Below are 13,207 nucleotides of genomic sequence, written 5' to 3'. Positions count from 1 at the left end.
TCCCGCCCCTACTCGGCCGCCGGGGTCAGCGGGGCGGCGAGGTCGGCGGGTCCGGTTCCGGGCGCGGCGGCCGGGACCGCGGCGACGTGCTCGGCGGCGGCGCGGACGTCGATCTCCCTCCAGAACCCGGCGCGGATGGCGTACCGGTCGTGTTCGTCGATCTGGTCGTCCTTGTGCGCGAGCAGGCCGAACCGGGCGGCGTAGCGCAGCAGCTCGCCGTCGATCCGGTGCGGGATGCGCGGGTACATGGTGGCCAGTTTCTGCAGGTGCACGGTTTCGGGGAGGCGTTCCATCCAGCGGCGGGCGAACACCTGTCCCACCTCGAACGGGTCGCCGCCGACGGTGGTGATGTCCTCCTCCCGGTCGGCCCAGCGCTGTTCGGCGCTGGTGAGCTGGGCGAGGGTGGGCAGCGAGGCGGTCTCGGCGGGTTCGCCGAGGGGTCCGGCGCGGTCGATCCAGCCCTTGTCGGAGGACCAGCGCAGGGCGCTGGCGGGGGACGGCGTGGTGCTCGCCGCGGCCTGCTGGCCGCCGTGCGGTCCGGGGGCGCGCAGGGCTCCGGCGAGGTCCTTGGGCGTGGGGACGCTTCTGCCGGCGGGGGTGGTGGGAGGGGGTACGGAGGAGCCCTCCCGGTCGTCGTCCGCGGGGGCGGCGGCGCCGTTGCGGGCGGCCTCGGCGAGTGCGGCCTCGGGCAGCGGGGCCGAGAGGATGGCGGCGATGTCGGGGCGGGGCGCGGGCGGCGGGGAGCACAGTCCGGTGAGGTCCTTGGCGCGGACGGCGCGGGTGATCCAGGCCCGGTCGAGGACGCGGCGTTCGTCGGCCTCGGCGACGAGGTCCTCGGACTGGTTGTAGTCGCCGTCGGCGGCCTGGACGGCCCACAGGTGGACGGCGACGCCGTGCTCCTTCGCGGACATCAGGCCGGGGAGCAGGTCGCCGTCGCCGGTCACGAGGACCACGTCGGAACAGGCGCGGTTGCGGGCGAGCTCGGTGAGCTCGGCGTGCATGGCGGCGTCGACGCCCTTCTGGGCCCAGCGGCCGTCGCTGCGGGTCAGGGCGCCGAGGCGGACGGTGACGCGGGGCATGACGCGCAGCCTGCGGTGTTCGGGCTGCGGCACCCGGTCGGGTGCGCCGTCGAACCAGTAGATGCGCAGGAGGGGCTGCTGGGTGTCGGCCTCGGCCCGCTCGCGCAGGTTCTGGATGAGGGCGGCATGGTCGACGGTGATCCGGGAGCGGGAGGGCTCCCCGGCGAGAAGGCTGGCGGCGGCGCCCAGCAGGTAGCCGGCGTCCACCAGGACGACGCAGCGGTCCACGCGTTCCACCCTCTTCCCTGGGGGTCCCCATGTGTTTTCGCGGGTTCCCCGAGTCTGCCCGACCTCAAGGGTGTTGAAGGCCGGAACTCGATCATCGGCGTGGCGGATCTCACGCGGCGGCGGCGAACCGCCCGCGGCTACGCGCAGTAATGATCCAAAATGCGCGGTTTCTGGCGCTGTGTGAGTGTGAAGGCGGTCCTGGCCCCTAGACCCTCACGGAGGCTCCACCATGGCCAAGAACAAAAATCAGAAGCAGCCGGCGAAGCAGCAGGCCCGCTCGTCCGGGCCCGACACGTCGCGCTCGTCGGATTCCCCCGAGCACGCGTCCCAGGCGCCCAGTCCCATGGACCTGGCCCACAAGAGCAAGCAGAAGAAGTTCGGCCACAACTGACGCCCTTCGCGTCGGTCTGTGACGACCGGAACCGGAAGGGCCTGCCCGGCATCGCCGTGCAGGCCCTTCCGTGCGTGCGGCAGGCGCTGTTATCCGGCCAGGCAGGACGGTCCGAGCAGGACCTTCAGGTCGCCGAAGAGGGCCGGGTCGGGCTGGACGCGGTGCCGGTCGAGGCGGAGCACGGTGGTGGTCCGGGGCCCCTGGAGCTTGATGCGGACCTCGGTGTTGCCCTTGTGGTGGCGCAGGATCTCCCCCAGACGGGTCACCATCGGGGGCGTGACCTTGACCGTCGGGATGGTGAGGACCACGGGGGCGTTGGTGCCGGCCGAGGAGAGGTCGGGGACCATCATCTCCATGGCGACCAGGCGGGGGACGTCCTCGCGCTTGTCGAGGCGGCCCTTGACGAAGACGACGGTGTCCTCGACCAGCTGGGTGGAGACGAGCTGGTAGGTCGCGGGGAAGAACATGCACTCGATGGAGCCGGCCAGGTCCTCGACGGTGGCGATGGCCCAGGCGTTGCCCTGCTTGGTCATCTTGCGCTGGAGGCCCGAGATGATGCCGCCGATGGTGACGACGGCGCCGTCGGAGTGCTCGCCGCCGGTCAGCTGGGAGATGCCGGCGTCCGTCTTGTCGGACAGCACGTGCTCCAGGCCGAAGAGCGGGTGGTCGGAGACGTAGAGGCCGAGCATCTCGCGCTCCTGGGCGAGCAGGTAGGACTTCTCCCACTCGACGTCGGAGAACTCCACGTCGAGGCCGAAGCCGGGCTCGTCGCCGGCGCCCTCGTCACCCATTCCGCCGAAGAGGTCGAACTGTCCCTCGGCCTCCTTGCGCTTGACGGCGACCACGTTGTCGATCATCGACTCGTGGTGGGCGACCAGGCCCTTGCGGGTGTGGCCCATCTCGTCGTAGGCGCCGGCCTTGATCAGGGACTCGATGGTGCGCTTGTTGCAGACGACGGCCTCGACCTTGTCGAGGAAGTCGGGGAAGGAGGAGTACTTCCCCTTGGCCTTCCTGGTCTTGATGATCGAGTCGACGACGTTCTGGCCGACGTTGCGGACGGCGGTGAGGCCGAAGAGGATCACGTCGTCGCCCTGGGCGGCGAAGTTCGACTCGGACTCGTTGACGTTCGGCGGGAGCACCTTGATGCCCATGCGGCGGCACTCGTTCAGGTAGATCGCGGACTTGTCCTTGTCGTCCTTGACCGAGGTGAGCAGGCCGGCCATGTACTCGGCCGGGTAGTTCGCCTTGAGGTAGGCGGTCCAGTAGGAGACCAGGCCGTACGCGGCGGAGTGGGCCTTGTTGAAGGCGTAGCCGGCGAAGGGGACCAGGACGTCCCACAGCTTCTGGATGGCCTCGTCGCTGTAGCCGTTCTTCCGGGCGCCCGCCTGGAAGATCGTGAAGTTCTTCGCCAGCTCCTCGGGCTTCTTCTTGCCCATGACGCGGCGCAGGATGTCGGCCTCGCCGAGCGAGTAGCCGGCGATGATCTGGGCGGCCTTCTGCACCTGCTCCTGGTAGACGATCAGGCCGTAGGTGACCGCGAGCACCTCTTCGAGCGGCTTCTCCAGCTCGGGGTGGATCGGGGTGATCTCCTGCTGCTTGTTCTTGCGCAGGGCGTAGTTCGTGTGCGAGTTCATGCCCATCGGGCCTGGGCGGTACAGGGCCGACACGGCGGAGATGTCTTCGAAGTTGTCGGGCTTCATCAGGCGCAGCAGGGAGCGCATGGGCCCGCCGTCGAACTGGAAGACGCCGAGGGTGTCGCCGCGGCCGAGCAGCTCGAAGGTCTTGGGGTCGTCGAGCGGGAGGGCCAGGAGGTCGATGTCGATCCCCTTGTTGGCCTTCACCATCTTGACGGCGTCGTCCATGATCGTGAGGTTGCGCAGGCCGAGGAAGTCCATCTTCAGCAGGCCGAGCGACTCGCAGCTCGGGTAGTCCCACTGGGTGATGGTGACGCCGTCGGTGTGCCGCACCCAGACGGGTACGTGGTCGGTGATCGTCTCGCTGGACATGATCACGCCGGCGGCGTGCACGCCCATCTGGCGGACCAGGCCCTCCACCCCGCGGGCGGTGTCGATGACCTTCTTCACGTCGGGTTCGTTCTCGTACATGCTGCGGATCTCGCCGGCCTCGCTGTAGCGGGGGTGCGAGGGGTCGAGGATGCCGGAGAGCGGGATGCCCTTGCCGAGGACGTCGGCGGGCATGGCCTTGGTGAGGCGGTCGCCCATGGCGTACGGGTAGCCCAGGACGCGGGCCGAGTCCTTGATCGCGTTCTTGGCCTTGATGGTGCCGTAGGTGCCGATCATGGCGACCTTGTCCTGGCCGTACTTCTCGGTGACGTACCGGATCACCTCGACGCGCCGACGCTCGTCGAAGTCGATGTCGACATCGGGCATGGAGACGCGCTCGGGGTTGAGGAAGCGCTCGAAGATCAGGCCGTGCGGGATCGGGTCGAGGTCGGTGATGCCCATGGCGTAGGCGACGATCGAGCCGGCCGCGGAGCCTCGGCCGGGGCCGACGGCGATGCCCTGGTTCTTGGCCCACATGATGAAGTCGGCGACGACGAGGAAGTAGCCGGGGAAGCCCATCGAGATGATCGTGTCCATCTCGTACTCGACCTGCTTCATGCGGTCCTCGGGGATGCCCCCGGGGAAGCGGCGGTGCATGCCGCGCATGGTCTCCTCGCGGAACCAGGTGACCTCGGTGTAGCCCTCCGGGATGTCGAACTTCGGCATCAGGTTCCGGAACGTGAACATGCCCTCGGTGTCGATCTGGTCCGCGACCAGCTTGGTGTTGGCGCAGCCCTCCTGCCAGGCGTCCGAGGAGTCGATGGCGTACATCTCGTCGGTCGACTTCAGGTAGTAGCCGGAGCCGTCGAAGCGGAAGCGGTCGGGGTCCGAGAGGTTCTTGCCGGTCTGGATGCACAGCAGGGCGTCGTGGGCGGCGGCCTCGCTGGCGTAGGTGTAGTGCGAGTCGTTCGTCACCAGCGGCGGGATGCCGAGCTTCTTGCCGATCTCCAGCAGTCCGTCGCGGACCCGGCGCTCGATCTCGATGCCGTGGTCCATCAGCTCCAGGAAGTAGCGGTCCTTGCCGAAGATGTCCTGGTATTCGGAGGCCGACTTCAGGGCCTCGTCGAACTGGCCGAGGCGCAGGCGGGTCTGCAGCTCGCCGGAGGGGCAGCCGGTGGAGGCGATCAGCCCCTCGGACCACTTGCTGATGGTCTCCTTGTCCATGCGCGGCCACTTGGTGAGCCAGCCCTCGGCGTAGGCGTCGGAGGACAGCCGGAAGAGGTTGTGCAGGCCGGTGGCGTTCGCCGCCCAGATCGTCTTGTGGGTGTAGCCGCCGGAGCCGGAGACGTCGTCGCGCTTCTGGTGGGGCTGGCCCCACTGGATGCGGCGCTTGTTGCGCCGGGACTCGGGGGCGACGTACGCCTCGATGCCGATGATCGGTGTGATCCCGGCCTTCTGCGCGGAGTGGAAGAAGTCGTAGGCCCCGTGCAGGTTGCCGTGGTCGGACATGGCGATGTGCGTCATGCCCATCTCGTTGCACGCGTTGAACATGTCCTTCAGCCGTGCGGCACCGTCCAGCAGCGAGTACTGGGTGTGGACGTGCAGGTGCGTGAACGGCGTCTTGGTCACGGCGCTGGTCTCCTGGCGGCGGGGGGAGGGGGGCAGCTTCGAATCCTACGTCCCACGGGTGACAGATCACGGGCACGCAGCGGTACGGTCGGGCGTTGCAGAACCAGGGGCACTGGTCCCGGCGTCCCGTCCGGCAGAGCCCGTACCACCCCGTGCACCAGGAGGAACCCGCGATGGCGGTCCCCGAGACGACCGACGAGCAGCGCGCCGAGGAGATCCTCGACGTGTTCGACACCGCGTTCGGTGAGCTGCTCGCCGCCGACCCCGCTGCCTTCCAGGTCAAGTTCCGCAAGATGGCGGCCTCGGCCTTCGCCTTCTACCGCGGCACGGCCTGCCTGTTCTACTCCGACCTGGAGCGGGACCGGCACGGCGGCCCGTACCTGGACGAGCGGACGGGCCGGGTGTGGATCCACGGCGATCTCCACGCCGAGAACTTCGGCACGTACATGGACTCCAACGGCCGGCTGATCTTCAACGTCAACGACTTCGACGAGGCCTACGTCGGCCCCTTCACCTGGGACCTCAAGCGCTTCGCCGCCTCCGTCGCGCTGATCGGCTACACCAAGGCCCTCAGCGACGACCAGATAGGCGAGCTGGTGCGGATCTACGCCGGCGCCTACCGGGAGCGCATCCACCTGCTCGCGAAGGGCGCCAAGGACGAGGAGGTCCCCTCCTTCACCCTGGACACCGCCGAGGGCCCGCTGCTGGACGCGCTGCGCTCGGCCCGCTCCCGGACGCGTTTCTCCCTGCTGGACTCGATGACGGAGATACGGGAGTACGAGCGCCGCTTCAGCCCCGGCGGCGGCTCGATCGAGCTGGACGCCGCGACCCGCTACAAGGTGCTGGCCGCCTTCGACGGGTACCTGGAGACCCTGCCCGACGAGTCCCTCGTGCGCCCGGACTCCTACCGGGTCAAGGACGTGGTCGGCCGCCGGGGCGTCGGCATCGGCTCGGCGGGCCTGCCCTCCTACAACATCCTGCTGGAGGGGCACAGCGACGCCCTGGAGAACGATGTCGTGATCTACCTCAAGCAGGCGCAGACCCCGGCGGCCTCCCGGCACATCACGGACCGGGCGGTGCGGGAGTACTTCCTGCACGAGGGGCACCGCACGGTGATCTCGCAGCGGGCCCTGCAGGCGCACGCCGATCCGTGGCTGGGCTGGACCGAGCTGGACGGCACCGGCCAGCTGGTGGCGGAGGTCTCCCCGTACGCGGTGGACCTGGACTGGTCGGACCTGGACGACCCGGAGGAGATCGCGGCCGTGGTCGCCGACCTCGGGCGGGCCACCGCGACCATGCACGCGTCGGCCGACGAGGCGGAGAGCGGGCAGTCCCTGGTGCCGTTCTCCACCGAGCGGGCCATCGACGCGGCGATCGCGGCGGACGAGGACGGCTTCGCGGCGCTGCTGGTGGACTTCGCGCACGCGTACGGGGCCCGGGCGCGCGCCGACCACCAGATCTTCGTGGACCTGTTCCGCAACGGGCGTCTCACCCCCTGAAACCCCGTCCACAGGAACACATGGCACACTCGCCGGGATGGATTTTTCCGGGACGGGACTCAGAGGGCTGCGTGCCGCGCTGTTCAGCGCTGTGGTCGTGCTGCTCTCCTCCGGCTCCCACGTCCTGATGTCCCAGGTCCCGCTGCCGCCCGCGCTGGTGGCCGGGGCCTTCGCCGGGGTGTTCGCCATCGCCTTCGCGTGCGCGGGCCGCGAGCGGGGCTTCGGCCCCATCGCGGGGCTGCTCGTGCCGCTGGAGCTGGCCGCCGACACCGTCTTCACCGCCGGCCAGCACCTGTGCTACGGCCCGGCCGGCGGCCCCGTCTCGGGGCCGCTGCGTGCCATGGGCCTGGAGGAGCTGTGCGGGGGCACGCCGGTGGGCGGGCCGCTGACCGAGGTGACCGGGCCGGCCGCCGACGCGGCCGCGCTGCTGGCCTCGCCCGGCCCGTACACGCCGTGGCTGCTGCTCGGCGTGCACGTCGCGGTGGGGCTGCTCGCCGCCGCCTGGCTGCGCCACGGCGAGCGTGCGCTGGGCCGGCTGCTGCGGGCGGTGGCCGCCTTCGCGTTCCGGCCGCTGCGGCTGGCGGCCGCAGCGGTGGCGGGGGCTCGCGGGTCGGCGCGGCGGGTGCCGGGTCCGGTCGCGGCCGGGGCCGACGCCCGGACGCGCTTCCCCGCGCACTCCGTGGGACGGCGGGGACCGCCCGTGCTCGGCGCGCTCGCGCGCGCCTGACGCACGTACGGCAGTCCCTTTCCCACGTCACACACCACGGAGATCATGATGAGTTCACGCAACAGCCAGGCGAACAAGGCGGCGGCCCGCGAGCGGCTGCGGGCCGAGCGTGAGGCGCAGGCCAAGAAGGACAGGATCCGCCGGCAGGTCATAGTCGGCGTCGGCGTCGTGGCCGCGCTGGGTCTGGCCGGCGGTATCGCCTACGGGGTCATGAAGGCCAACGAGCCCGACCACTGGGAGAAGGCCGCCAAGGCGGAGCTGGTCAAGCCGAAGAACACCTCGGGCGAGGACGGCACCACGGTCGTCGTCGGCAAGGCCGACGCGAAGAAGACCCTGGAGCTGTACGAGGACTCGCGCTGCCCGGCGTGCGCCTCCTTCGAGCAGGCGGCGGGCGAGCAGATCAAGAAGGACGTCGAGGCGGGCAAGTACAAGCTCCAGTACTTCGGCGCCACCTTCATCGACAACGCCGTCAACGGCGAGGGCTCGAAGAACGCGCTGAGCGCGCTGGGCGCGGCGCTGAACGTCAGCCCGGAGGCCTTCCTGGAGTACAAGGGGGCGCTGTACTCCAAGGAGCAGCACCCCGAGGAGACCGTCGACAGCTTCGCCAAGGACGACTACCTGCTGAAGGTCGCGGACACCGTTGCGGCGCTCAAGGGCAACGCCGAGTTCAAGAAGGCCGTCGAGGACGGCACGTACGACCGGTGGGCGCTGGAGATGTCGAAGGTCTTCGACAAGTCCGGGGTGAAGGGCACGCCGACCCTGAAGATGGACGGCAAGAAGATCGACACCCCGCAGACGGCGGAGGCGTTCACGGCGGCTATCGACAAGGCCCTGCAGGGCTGATCCCGGGCATTCCGGACACAGCCTTCCGGACCGGCCGCACCGACGGGCGGGCGAACTCCCAGAGTTCGCCCGCCCGTTGCATTCCGACGTCTGTTCCCAGCGGTATACCGGTCGGTAATATGATCATCCGTGACCAGTCATCTCACTCCTCACCCGGCCGCGGCAAATCCCCGCCGCCGTACGGTCGTTCTCGCCGCGGCGGCCACGGCCACGCTGGCCCCCCTCGCCACGCTGGGCGCCGGGACCGCCCATGCCGCGGGCACCGCGCCCGCCTTCCTCCACGGCGTCGCCTCCGGCGATCCGCTGCCCGACGGCGTCCTGCTGTGGACGCGCGTCACCCCGTCCCCCGAGGCCGTCCCCGGCTCCGGGCTCGGCCCCGCCGTCCAGGTGGACTGGGAGGTGGCCTCCGACCAGGCTTTCTCCCGCATCGTCGCCGGGGGAACCGTCACGGCGAGCGCCGCCACCGACCACACGGTCAAGGTGGACGTGCGGGGGCTCCGGCCGCAGACGCCGTACTGGTACCGCTTCACCGCGGGCTCGGCCACCTCCCCCGTGGGGCGCACGCTGACCACCCCCGGGCACGACGTGACGACCCCGGGGGTCCGCTTCGGGGTGGTCTCCTGCGCCAACTGGGAGTCCGGCTACTTCTCGGCCTACCGCCACCTGGCCGCCCGCACGGACCTGCACGCGGTCCTGCACCTGGGCGACTACATCTACGAGTACGCCTCGGGGGGCTACCCGGAGGCCAAGTACACCGTGCGCCGGCACGAGCCGCAGCACGAGATCGTCTCGCTGGCCGATTACCGCGCGCGGCACGGCAAGTACAAGACGGACACCGACCTCCAGGCTCTGCACCACGCCCACCCGGTCATCGCCATCTGGGACGACCACGAGTTCGCGAACGACATGTGGGCCGGCGGGGCCGAGAACCACACCCCGGGCGCCGAGGGCGACTGGGCCGGCCGCGCGGAGGCCGCCAAGCAGGCGTACTTCGAGTGGATGCCGGTACGGACCTCCACCGCGGGCACCGTCTACCGCAGGCTGCGCTTCGGCACCCTCGCCGACCTCCACCTGCTGGACCTGCGCTCCTTCCGCTCGCAGCAGTCCAAGGTCGGCAGCGGTTCGGTGGACGACCCGGAGCGCAGCATCACCGGGCGGGCCCAGCTGGACTGGCTCAAGGCGGGCCTGGCCGGCTCGAACGCGACCTGGAAGCTGGTGGGCACCTCGGTGATGATCTCGCCGGTGGCCTTCGGGTCGCTGCCCGCGCACCTGCTGGGGCCGCTCGCCGAGCTGCTCGGCCTGCCCGAGGGCGGCATCGCGATCAACGTGGACCAGTGGGACGGGTACACCGACGACCGCAAGGAGCTGCTGGGCCACCTGAAGGAACGCAACGTCAAGAACACGGTGTTCCTGACCGGCGACATCCACATGGCCTGGGCGAACGAGGTGCCGGTGAACATGGCCACCTACCCGGGGTCGGGCACGGCGGCGACCGAGTTCGTCGTCACGTCGGTGACCTCCGACAACCTCGACGACATCCTGCACGTGCTGCCGGACACGGTCTCGCTGGTCGCCGAAACCGCCATCAAGGCCGCCAACTGGCATGTGAAGTGGCTGGACATGGACGCGCACGGCTACGGCGTGCTGGACGTGACGCCGGAGCGCTCGCAGATGGACTACTACGTCATTTCCGACAAGCGCCGACCGGGCGCCACGTCCGCATGGTCCCGTTCCTACCGGACCGCGAACGGCACCCAGAAGGTGGAGCGTTCCTACCAGCCCGTCCACTGATCGCCTGATTGGCCGTCAATTCTCCGGCCGCAGGGGGTGTCTGGTACGTACCAGACACCCCTTGTGCGTTCTCGGCAACAAATCTTTTACGTAAGACCCTTGACCTGAATATGTCATGCACACATAAGCTTCCCGCCAGCTGAAGAAGATCCTTCAGGCACCACCCCCCACCACCCCCCCACCCGCGAGGAGCACACGTGCGCGCGCCTGCCCGCATATCCCCCCTTCTCCGCCGCCGCCTGATGGGCACTGCGGTCCTGGCCGGAACCCTGGCCTTCACCCCGCTCGCCGCCCCCACCACGCTGGCGGCCGCGAAGACCCCCGCCGAGGTGTGCGCCGAGGAGACCGCCGCCCCCGCCAACGCCCGGGTGGCCCGCGCCCACGACGAGCACGCGGACGAGCCGAACGAGGTCACCGACGCGCAGGCGAAGGCCATGGACGCCGACCTCAAGGCGAAGCTGGACAAGGCCCTCAAGAACCAGCCGCAGCGCAGCCTCGCCGCGGCCGAGGCCGTCGTGAACATCCCGGTGTACTTCCACGTCATCCACTCCGGCACCACCGGCAAGCTCACGTCCACCGACGTCAGCAAGCAGCTCGCGGTCCTCAACGCGGCCTACGGCGGCCAGGGCACCGGCAACGTCAACACGAACTTCCAGTTCACCCTGGCGTCGACCGACTACACGGACAACGCCTCCTGGTACAACCTGGCCTCCGGCTCCCAGGCCGAGAAGGACATGAAGAACACCCTGCGCAAGGGCGGCCCGGGCGCGCTCAACTTCTACACCGCCAAGCTCTCCGGCGGCCTGCTGGGTTGGGCGACCTTCCCGACCTCCTACGCCTCCAGCCCCAAGATGGACGGCGTTGTCGTGCTCGACAGCTCGCTGCCCGGCGGCTCCTCCGCCAACTACAACGAGGGCGACACCGCCACCCACGAGGTCGGCCACTGGCTCGGGCTGTACCACACCTTCCAGGGCGGCTGTAACGGCAACGGCGACTACGTCGCCGACACCCCGGCCGAGAAGAGCGCCGCCTACGAGTGCCCGACCGGTCGCGACAGCTGCGCCAGCAAGCCGGGCGCGGACCCGATCCGCAACTTCATGGACTACACGTACGACTCCTGCATGTACCAGTTCACCGCCGGCCAGGTGGCCCGCATGAGCAGCAACTGGACCGCCTACCGGGCGGGCTGACCCCAGCGACGAGGAGGGCCCGGCCCGGCATCCGCCGGGCCGGGCCCTTCCGCTCGGGCGGGCACCGCGCGGCTACAGGCTGTCGAGGAAGCCGATCGCGGCCTTCCAGGCCTGCTCCGCGGCCTCGGCGTCGTGGTCGTCGAGGTCCGGGTCGGTGAACAGGTGCCCGGCGCCCGGGTAGCTGTGCACCTCGACGTCCGCGCCGGCCCGCTGCATCCGCAGGTACCAGGCCGTCAACCAGTCGTGCGGCTCGAAGGGGTCGGGGTCGGCGATGTGCAGCTGCACCGGGAGCCCGTCCACCGAGGCGCTGTCCTCCAGGTCCGCCGTCCCGTGCAGGAGGAGCAGTCCGCGCGCCTTCTCGTCGGCCAGCGCCAGGTGCTGGGCGAGGGAACCGCCGAAGGAGAAGCCCGCGTAGACCAGGCCCTCGTCGGAGTGGGGGGCCGAGGCCAGCACCGCCCGCTTCAGCAGCTCGTCACGGCCGATCTCCTCCTGGTGGGCCATGCCCTCCTCGACGGTCTCGAAGGTGCGCCCCTCGAAGAGGTCCGGCACCTGGACCTGGTGACCGGCCGCGCGCAGCCGGTCGGCCGCCGCGTGCACCGCGGGCCGCATCCCGTACGTCGAGTGGAAAAGCATGATGTTCATGCCTCCATCGTGCCAGCCGCCGCCGGCCCCGGTGCGCCCCGGCTTCCCGCTACGTTCGTCCCCATGGAGACGGAGAACTTCCTGCGCCCCGTGACGGTCGTCGGCGGCGTGCTGGTCGCCACCCTGATCGCGGGCTGGCTGCTCGACCTGCTGCTGCGCCGGGCCGACGCCCGGCACCCCGAGACCCCGCTGTGGGAACTGCTGCGCCGCTGCCGGCTCCCCTTCCAGGTGGTGCTGTGCACCTCCCTGCTCAGAGGCTCCTACCGCCGGGCGGGCATCCTGCCCGACCATGCAGTCGGCGTCGGCCGCTTCCTCACCCTGGTGCTCATCGCCTCGGCGGCCTGGCTGGCGGTGCGCATCGCGACGGCCGCCGTCGACTCCGCGTACGCGCGCTACGCCGCGGCGACCGCGGACGAGGCGCGGGTCCGCCGGGTGCGCACCCAGGTCACGCTGATCCAGCGGGTGGTCACGGCGATGGTGGTCGTGGTCGCCGCGGCGGCGATGCTGCTCACCTTCCCCCCGATGCGTGCGGTCGGCGCCTCGGTGCTGGCCTCCGCGGGCGTCCTCGGCATCGTGGCGGGCATCGCCGCCCAGTCCTCGCTGAGCAACCTCTTCGCCGGGCTCCAGATCGCCTTCGGCGACACCGTCCGCATCGGGGACACCGTGGTCGTCGACAAGGAGTGGGGCAGGGTCGAGGAAATCACGCTGACCTTCCTGACCGTCCGCACGTGGGACGAGCGCCGCATCACGATGCCTGTGTCGTATTTCACGAGCAAGCCGTACGAGAACTGGTCGCGCGGCGGGGCCCAGATGACCGGCACGGTCTTCTGGCACCTGGACCACAGCGCGCCCCTGGACCTGATGCGGGAGCGGTTCGGGGAGATCCTCGCGGAACTGCCCGAGTGGGACGGCCGCGGCGGCGGCCTGGCCGTGACGGACACCACACCGCACACCGTCCAGGTCCGCGGCGTGGTCACGGCCAAGGACGCCGACGACCTCTGGACACTGCGGTGCGCCGTCCGCGAGCGGCTGATCACCTGGCTGGCCGCCCACCACCCCTACGCCCTCCCCCGCATCGCGACCTCCCCGGCACCCCCGGCCCCGGCCGCGCCCGACGACCGGGGCTAAGGGCTGTCCCGTAAATCCCCGGTGGATCAGCGCACGGCGTCAGATGCGGTGCATCGC

10 protein-coding genes are annotated in these 13,207 nt (G+C 70.3%); 7 read left to right on the top strand and 3 right to left on the bottom strand.

The window, feature by feature from the left end; all coding sequences use genetic code 11:
- Positions 1–8: 8 nt before the first annotated feature.
- The gene (locus AVW11_RS03370) at positions 9–1,316 is read right to left on the bottom strand and encodes an NYN domain-containing protein (RefSeq protein WP_060178924.1); all 1,308 of its coding nucleotides are present in this window, start codon (positions 1,314–1,316) and stop codon (positions 9–11) included.
- 220 nt (positions 1,317–1,536) lie between these two features.
- On the opposite strand from AVW11_RS03370, the gene AVW11_RS37640 reads away from it, so the two are divergent.
- Positions 1,537–1,698 carry a hypothetical protein gene (locus tag AVW11_RS37640; protein ID WP_167389203.1) on the top strand — a complete coding sequence of 54 codons (162 nt, stop codon included), beginning with the start codon at positions 1,537–1,539 and terminating at the stop codon, positions 1,696–1,698.
- Positions 1,699–1,787: 89 nt separating this feature from the next.
- Here AVW11_RS37640 and dnaE read toward each other — a convergent pair whose 3' ends face one another.
- The gene (dnaE, locus tag AVW11_RS03365) at positions 1,788–5,330 is read right to left on the bottom strand and encodes a DNA polymerase III subunit alpha (protein WP_030855516.1); all 3,543 of its coding nucleotides are present in this window, start codon (positions 5,328–5,330) and stop codon (positions 1,788–1,790) included.
- A gap of 173 nt (positions 5,331–5,503) precedes the next feature.
- Here dnaE and AVW11_RS03360 point away from each other — a divergent pair, with 173 nt between their 5' ends.
- The 5 genes from AVW11_RS03360 (at position 5,504) to AVW11_RS03340 (ending at position 11,380) form a co-directional block, all read left to right on the top strand.
- On the top strand, positions 5,504–6,829 hold the full coding sequence (locus tag AVW11_RS03360; RefSeq protein ID WP_030855518.1) for a DUF2252 domain-containing protein: 1,326 nt from the start codon (positions 5,504–5,506) through the stop codon (positions 6,827–6,829).
- Positions 6,830–6,866: 37 nt separating this feature from the next.
- Positions 6,867–7,556: a hypothetical protein gene (locus tag AVW11_RS03355; RefSeq protein WP_060178923.1), complete on the top strand. Its 690-nt coding sequence runs from the start codon at positions 6,867–6,869 to the stop codon at positions 7,554–7,556.
- A 48-nt stretch (positions 7,557–7,604) separates the two neighbouring features.
- On the top strand, positions 7,605–8,399 hold the full coding sequence (locus tag AVW11_RS03350) for a DsbA family protein (RefSeq protein ID WP_076043164.1): 795 nt from the start codon (positions 7,605–7,607) through the stop codon (positions 8,397–8,399).
- Positions 8,400–8,528: 129 nt separating this feature from the next.
- Positions 8,529–10,190 (top strand): alkaline phosphatase D family protein, encoded by a 1,662-nt coding sequence (locus AVW11_RS03345; protein ID WP_060178922.1) that lies wholly within the window; start codon positions 8,529–8,531, stop codon positions 10,188–10,190.
- 242 nt (positions 10,191–10,432) lie between these two features.
- Positions 10,433–11,380, top strand: coding sequence for a zinc metalloprotease (locus AVW11_RS03340; protein WP_060179000.1), 948 nt, complete (start codon positions 10,433–10,435; stop codon positions 11,378–11,380).
- A 72-nt stretch (positions 11,381–11,452) separates the two neighbouring features.
- On the opposite strand, the gene AVW11_RS03335 is transcribed toward AVW11_RS03340, so the two are convergent.
- A complete protein-coding gene (locus tag AVW11_RS03335) occupies positions 11,453–12,022 on the bottom strand; it encodes a dienelactone hydrolase family protein (RefSeq protein ID WP_076043163.1) in 570 nt (189 codons plus the stop codon).
- Between the two features lie 63 nt (positions 12,023–12,085).
- On the opposite strand from AVW11_RS03335, the gene AVW11_RS03330 reads away from it, so the two are divergent.
- Positions 12,086–13,150: a mechanosensitive ion channel family protein gene (locus AVW11_RS03330; protein WP_076043162.1), complete on the top strand. Its 1,065-nt coding sequence runs from the start codon at positions 12,086–12,088 to the stop codon at positions 13,148–13,150.
- The last annotated feature ends 57 nt before the right edge of the window (positions 13,151–13,207 follow it).

Origin of the sequence: Streptomyces amritsarensis, assembly GCF_001953875.1 — a bacterium.
Classification (GTDB): Bacteria; Actinomycetota; Actinomycetes; order Streptomycetales; family Streptomycetaceae; genus Streptomyces; species Streptomyces amritsarensis.
Note: the sequence above shows the minus strand (reverse complement) of the source record. Positions and strands in the feature narration are given on the sequence as shown.

Excerpts from the sequence above, each read along its gene's own strand:
- AVW11_RS03330 (WP_076043162.1), top strand. The coding sequence starts at position 12,086 with ATGGAGACGGAGAACTTCCTGCGCCCCGTGACGGTCGTCGGCGGCGTG.
- AVW11_RS03335 (WP_076043163.1), bottom strand. The coding sequence starts at position 12,022 with ATGAACATCATGCTTTTCCACTCGACGTACGGGATGCGGCCCGCGGTG.
- AVW11_RS37640 (WP_167389203.1), top strand. The coding sequence starts at position 1,537 with ATGGCCAAGAACAAAAATCAGAAGCAGCCGGCGAAGCAGCAGGCCCGC.
- AVW11_RS03355 (WP_060178923.1), top strand. The coding sequence starts at position 6,867 with ATGGATTTTTCCGGGACGGGACTCAGAGGGCTGCGTGCCGCGCTGTTC.
- AVW11_RS03360 (WP_030855518.1), top strand. The coding sequence starts at position 5,504 with ATGGCGGTCCCCGAGACGACCGACGAGCAGCGCGCCGAGGAGATCCTC.
- AVW11_RS03350 (WP_076043164.1), top strand. The coding sequence starts at position 7,605 with ATGAGTTCACGCAACAGCCAGGCGAACAAGGCGGCGGCCCGCGAGCGG.
- AVW11_RS03340 (WP_060179000.1), top strand. The coding sequence starts at position 10,433 with ATGGGCACTGCGGTCCTGGCCGGAACCCTGGCCTTCACCCCGCTCGCC.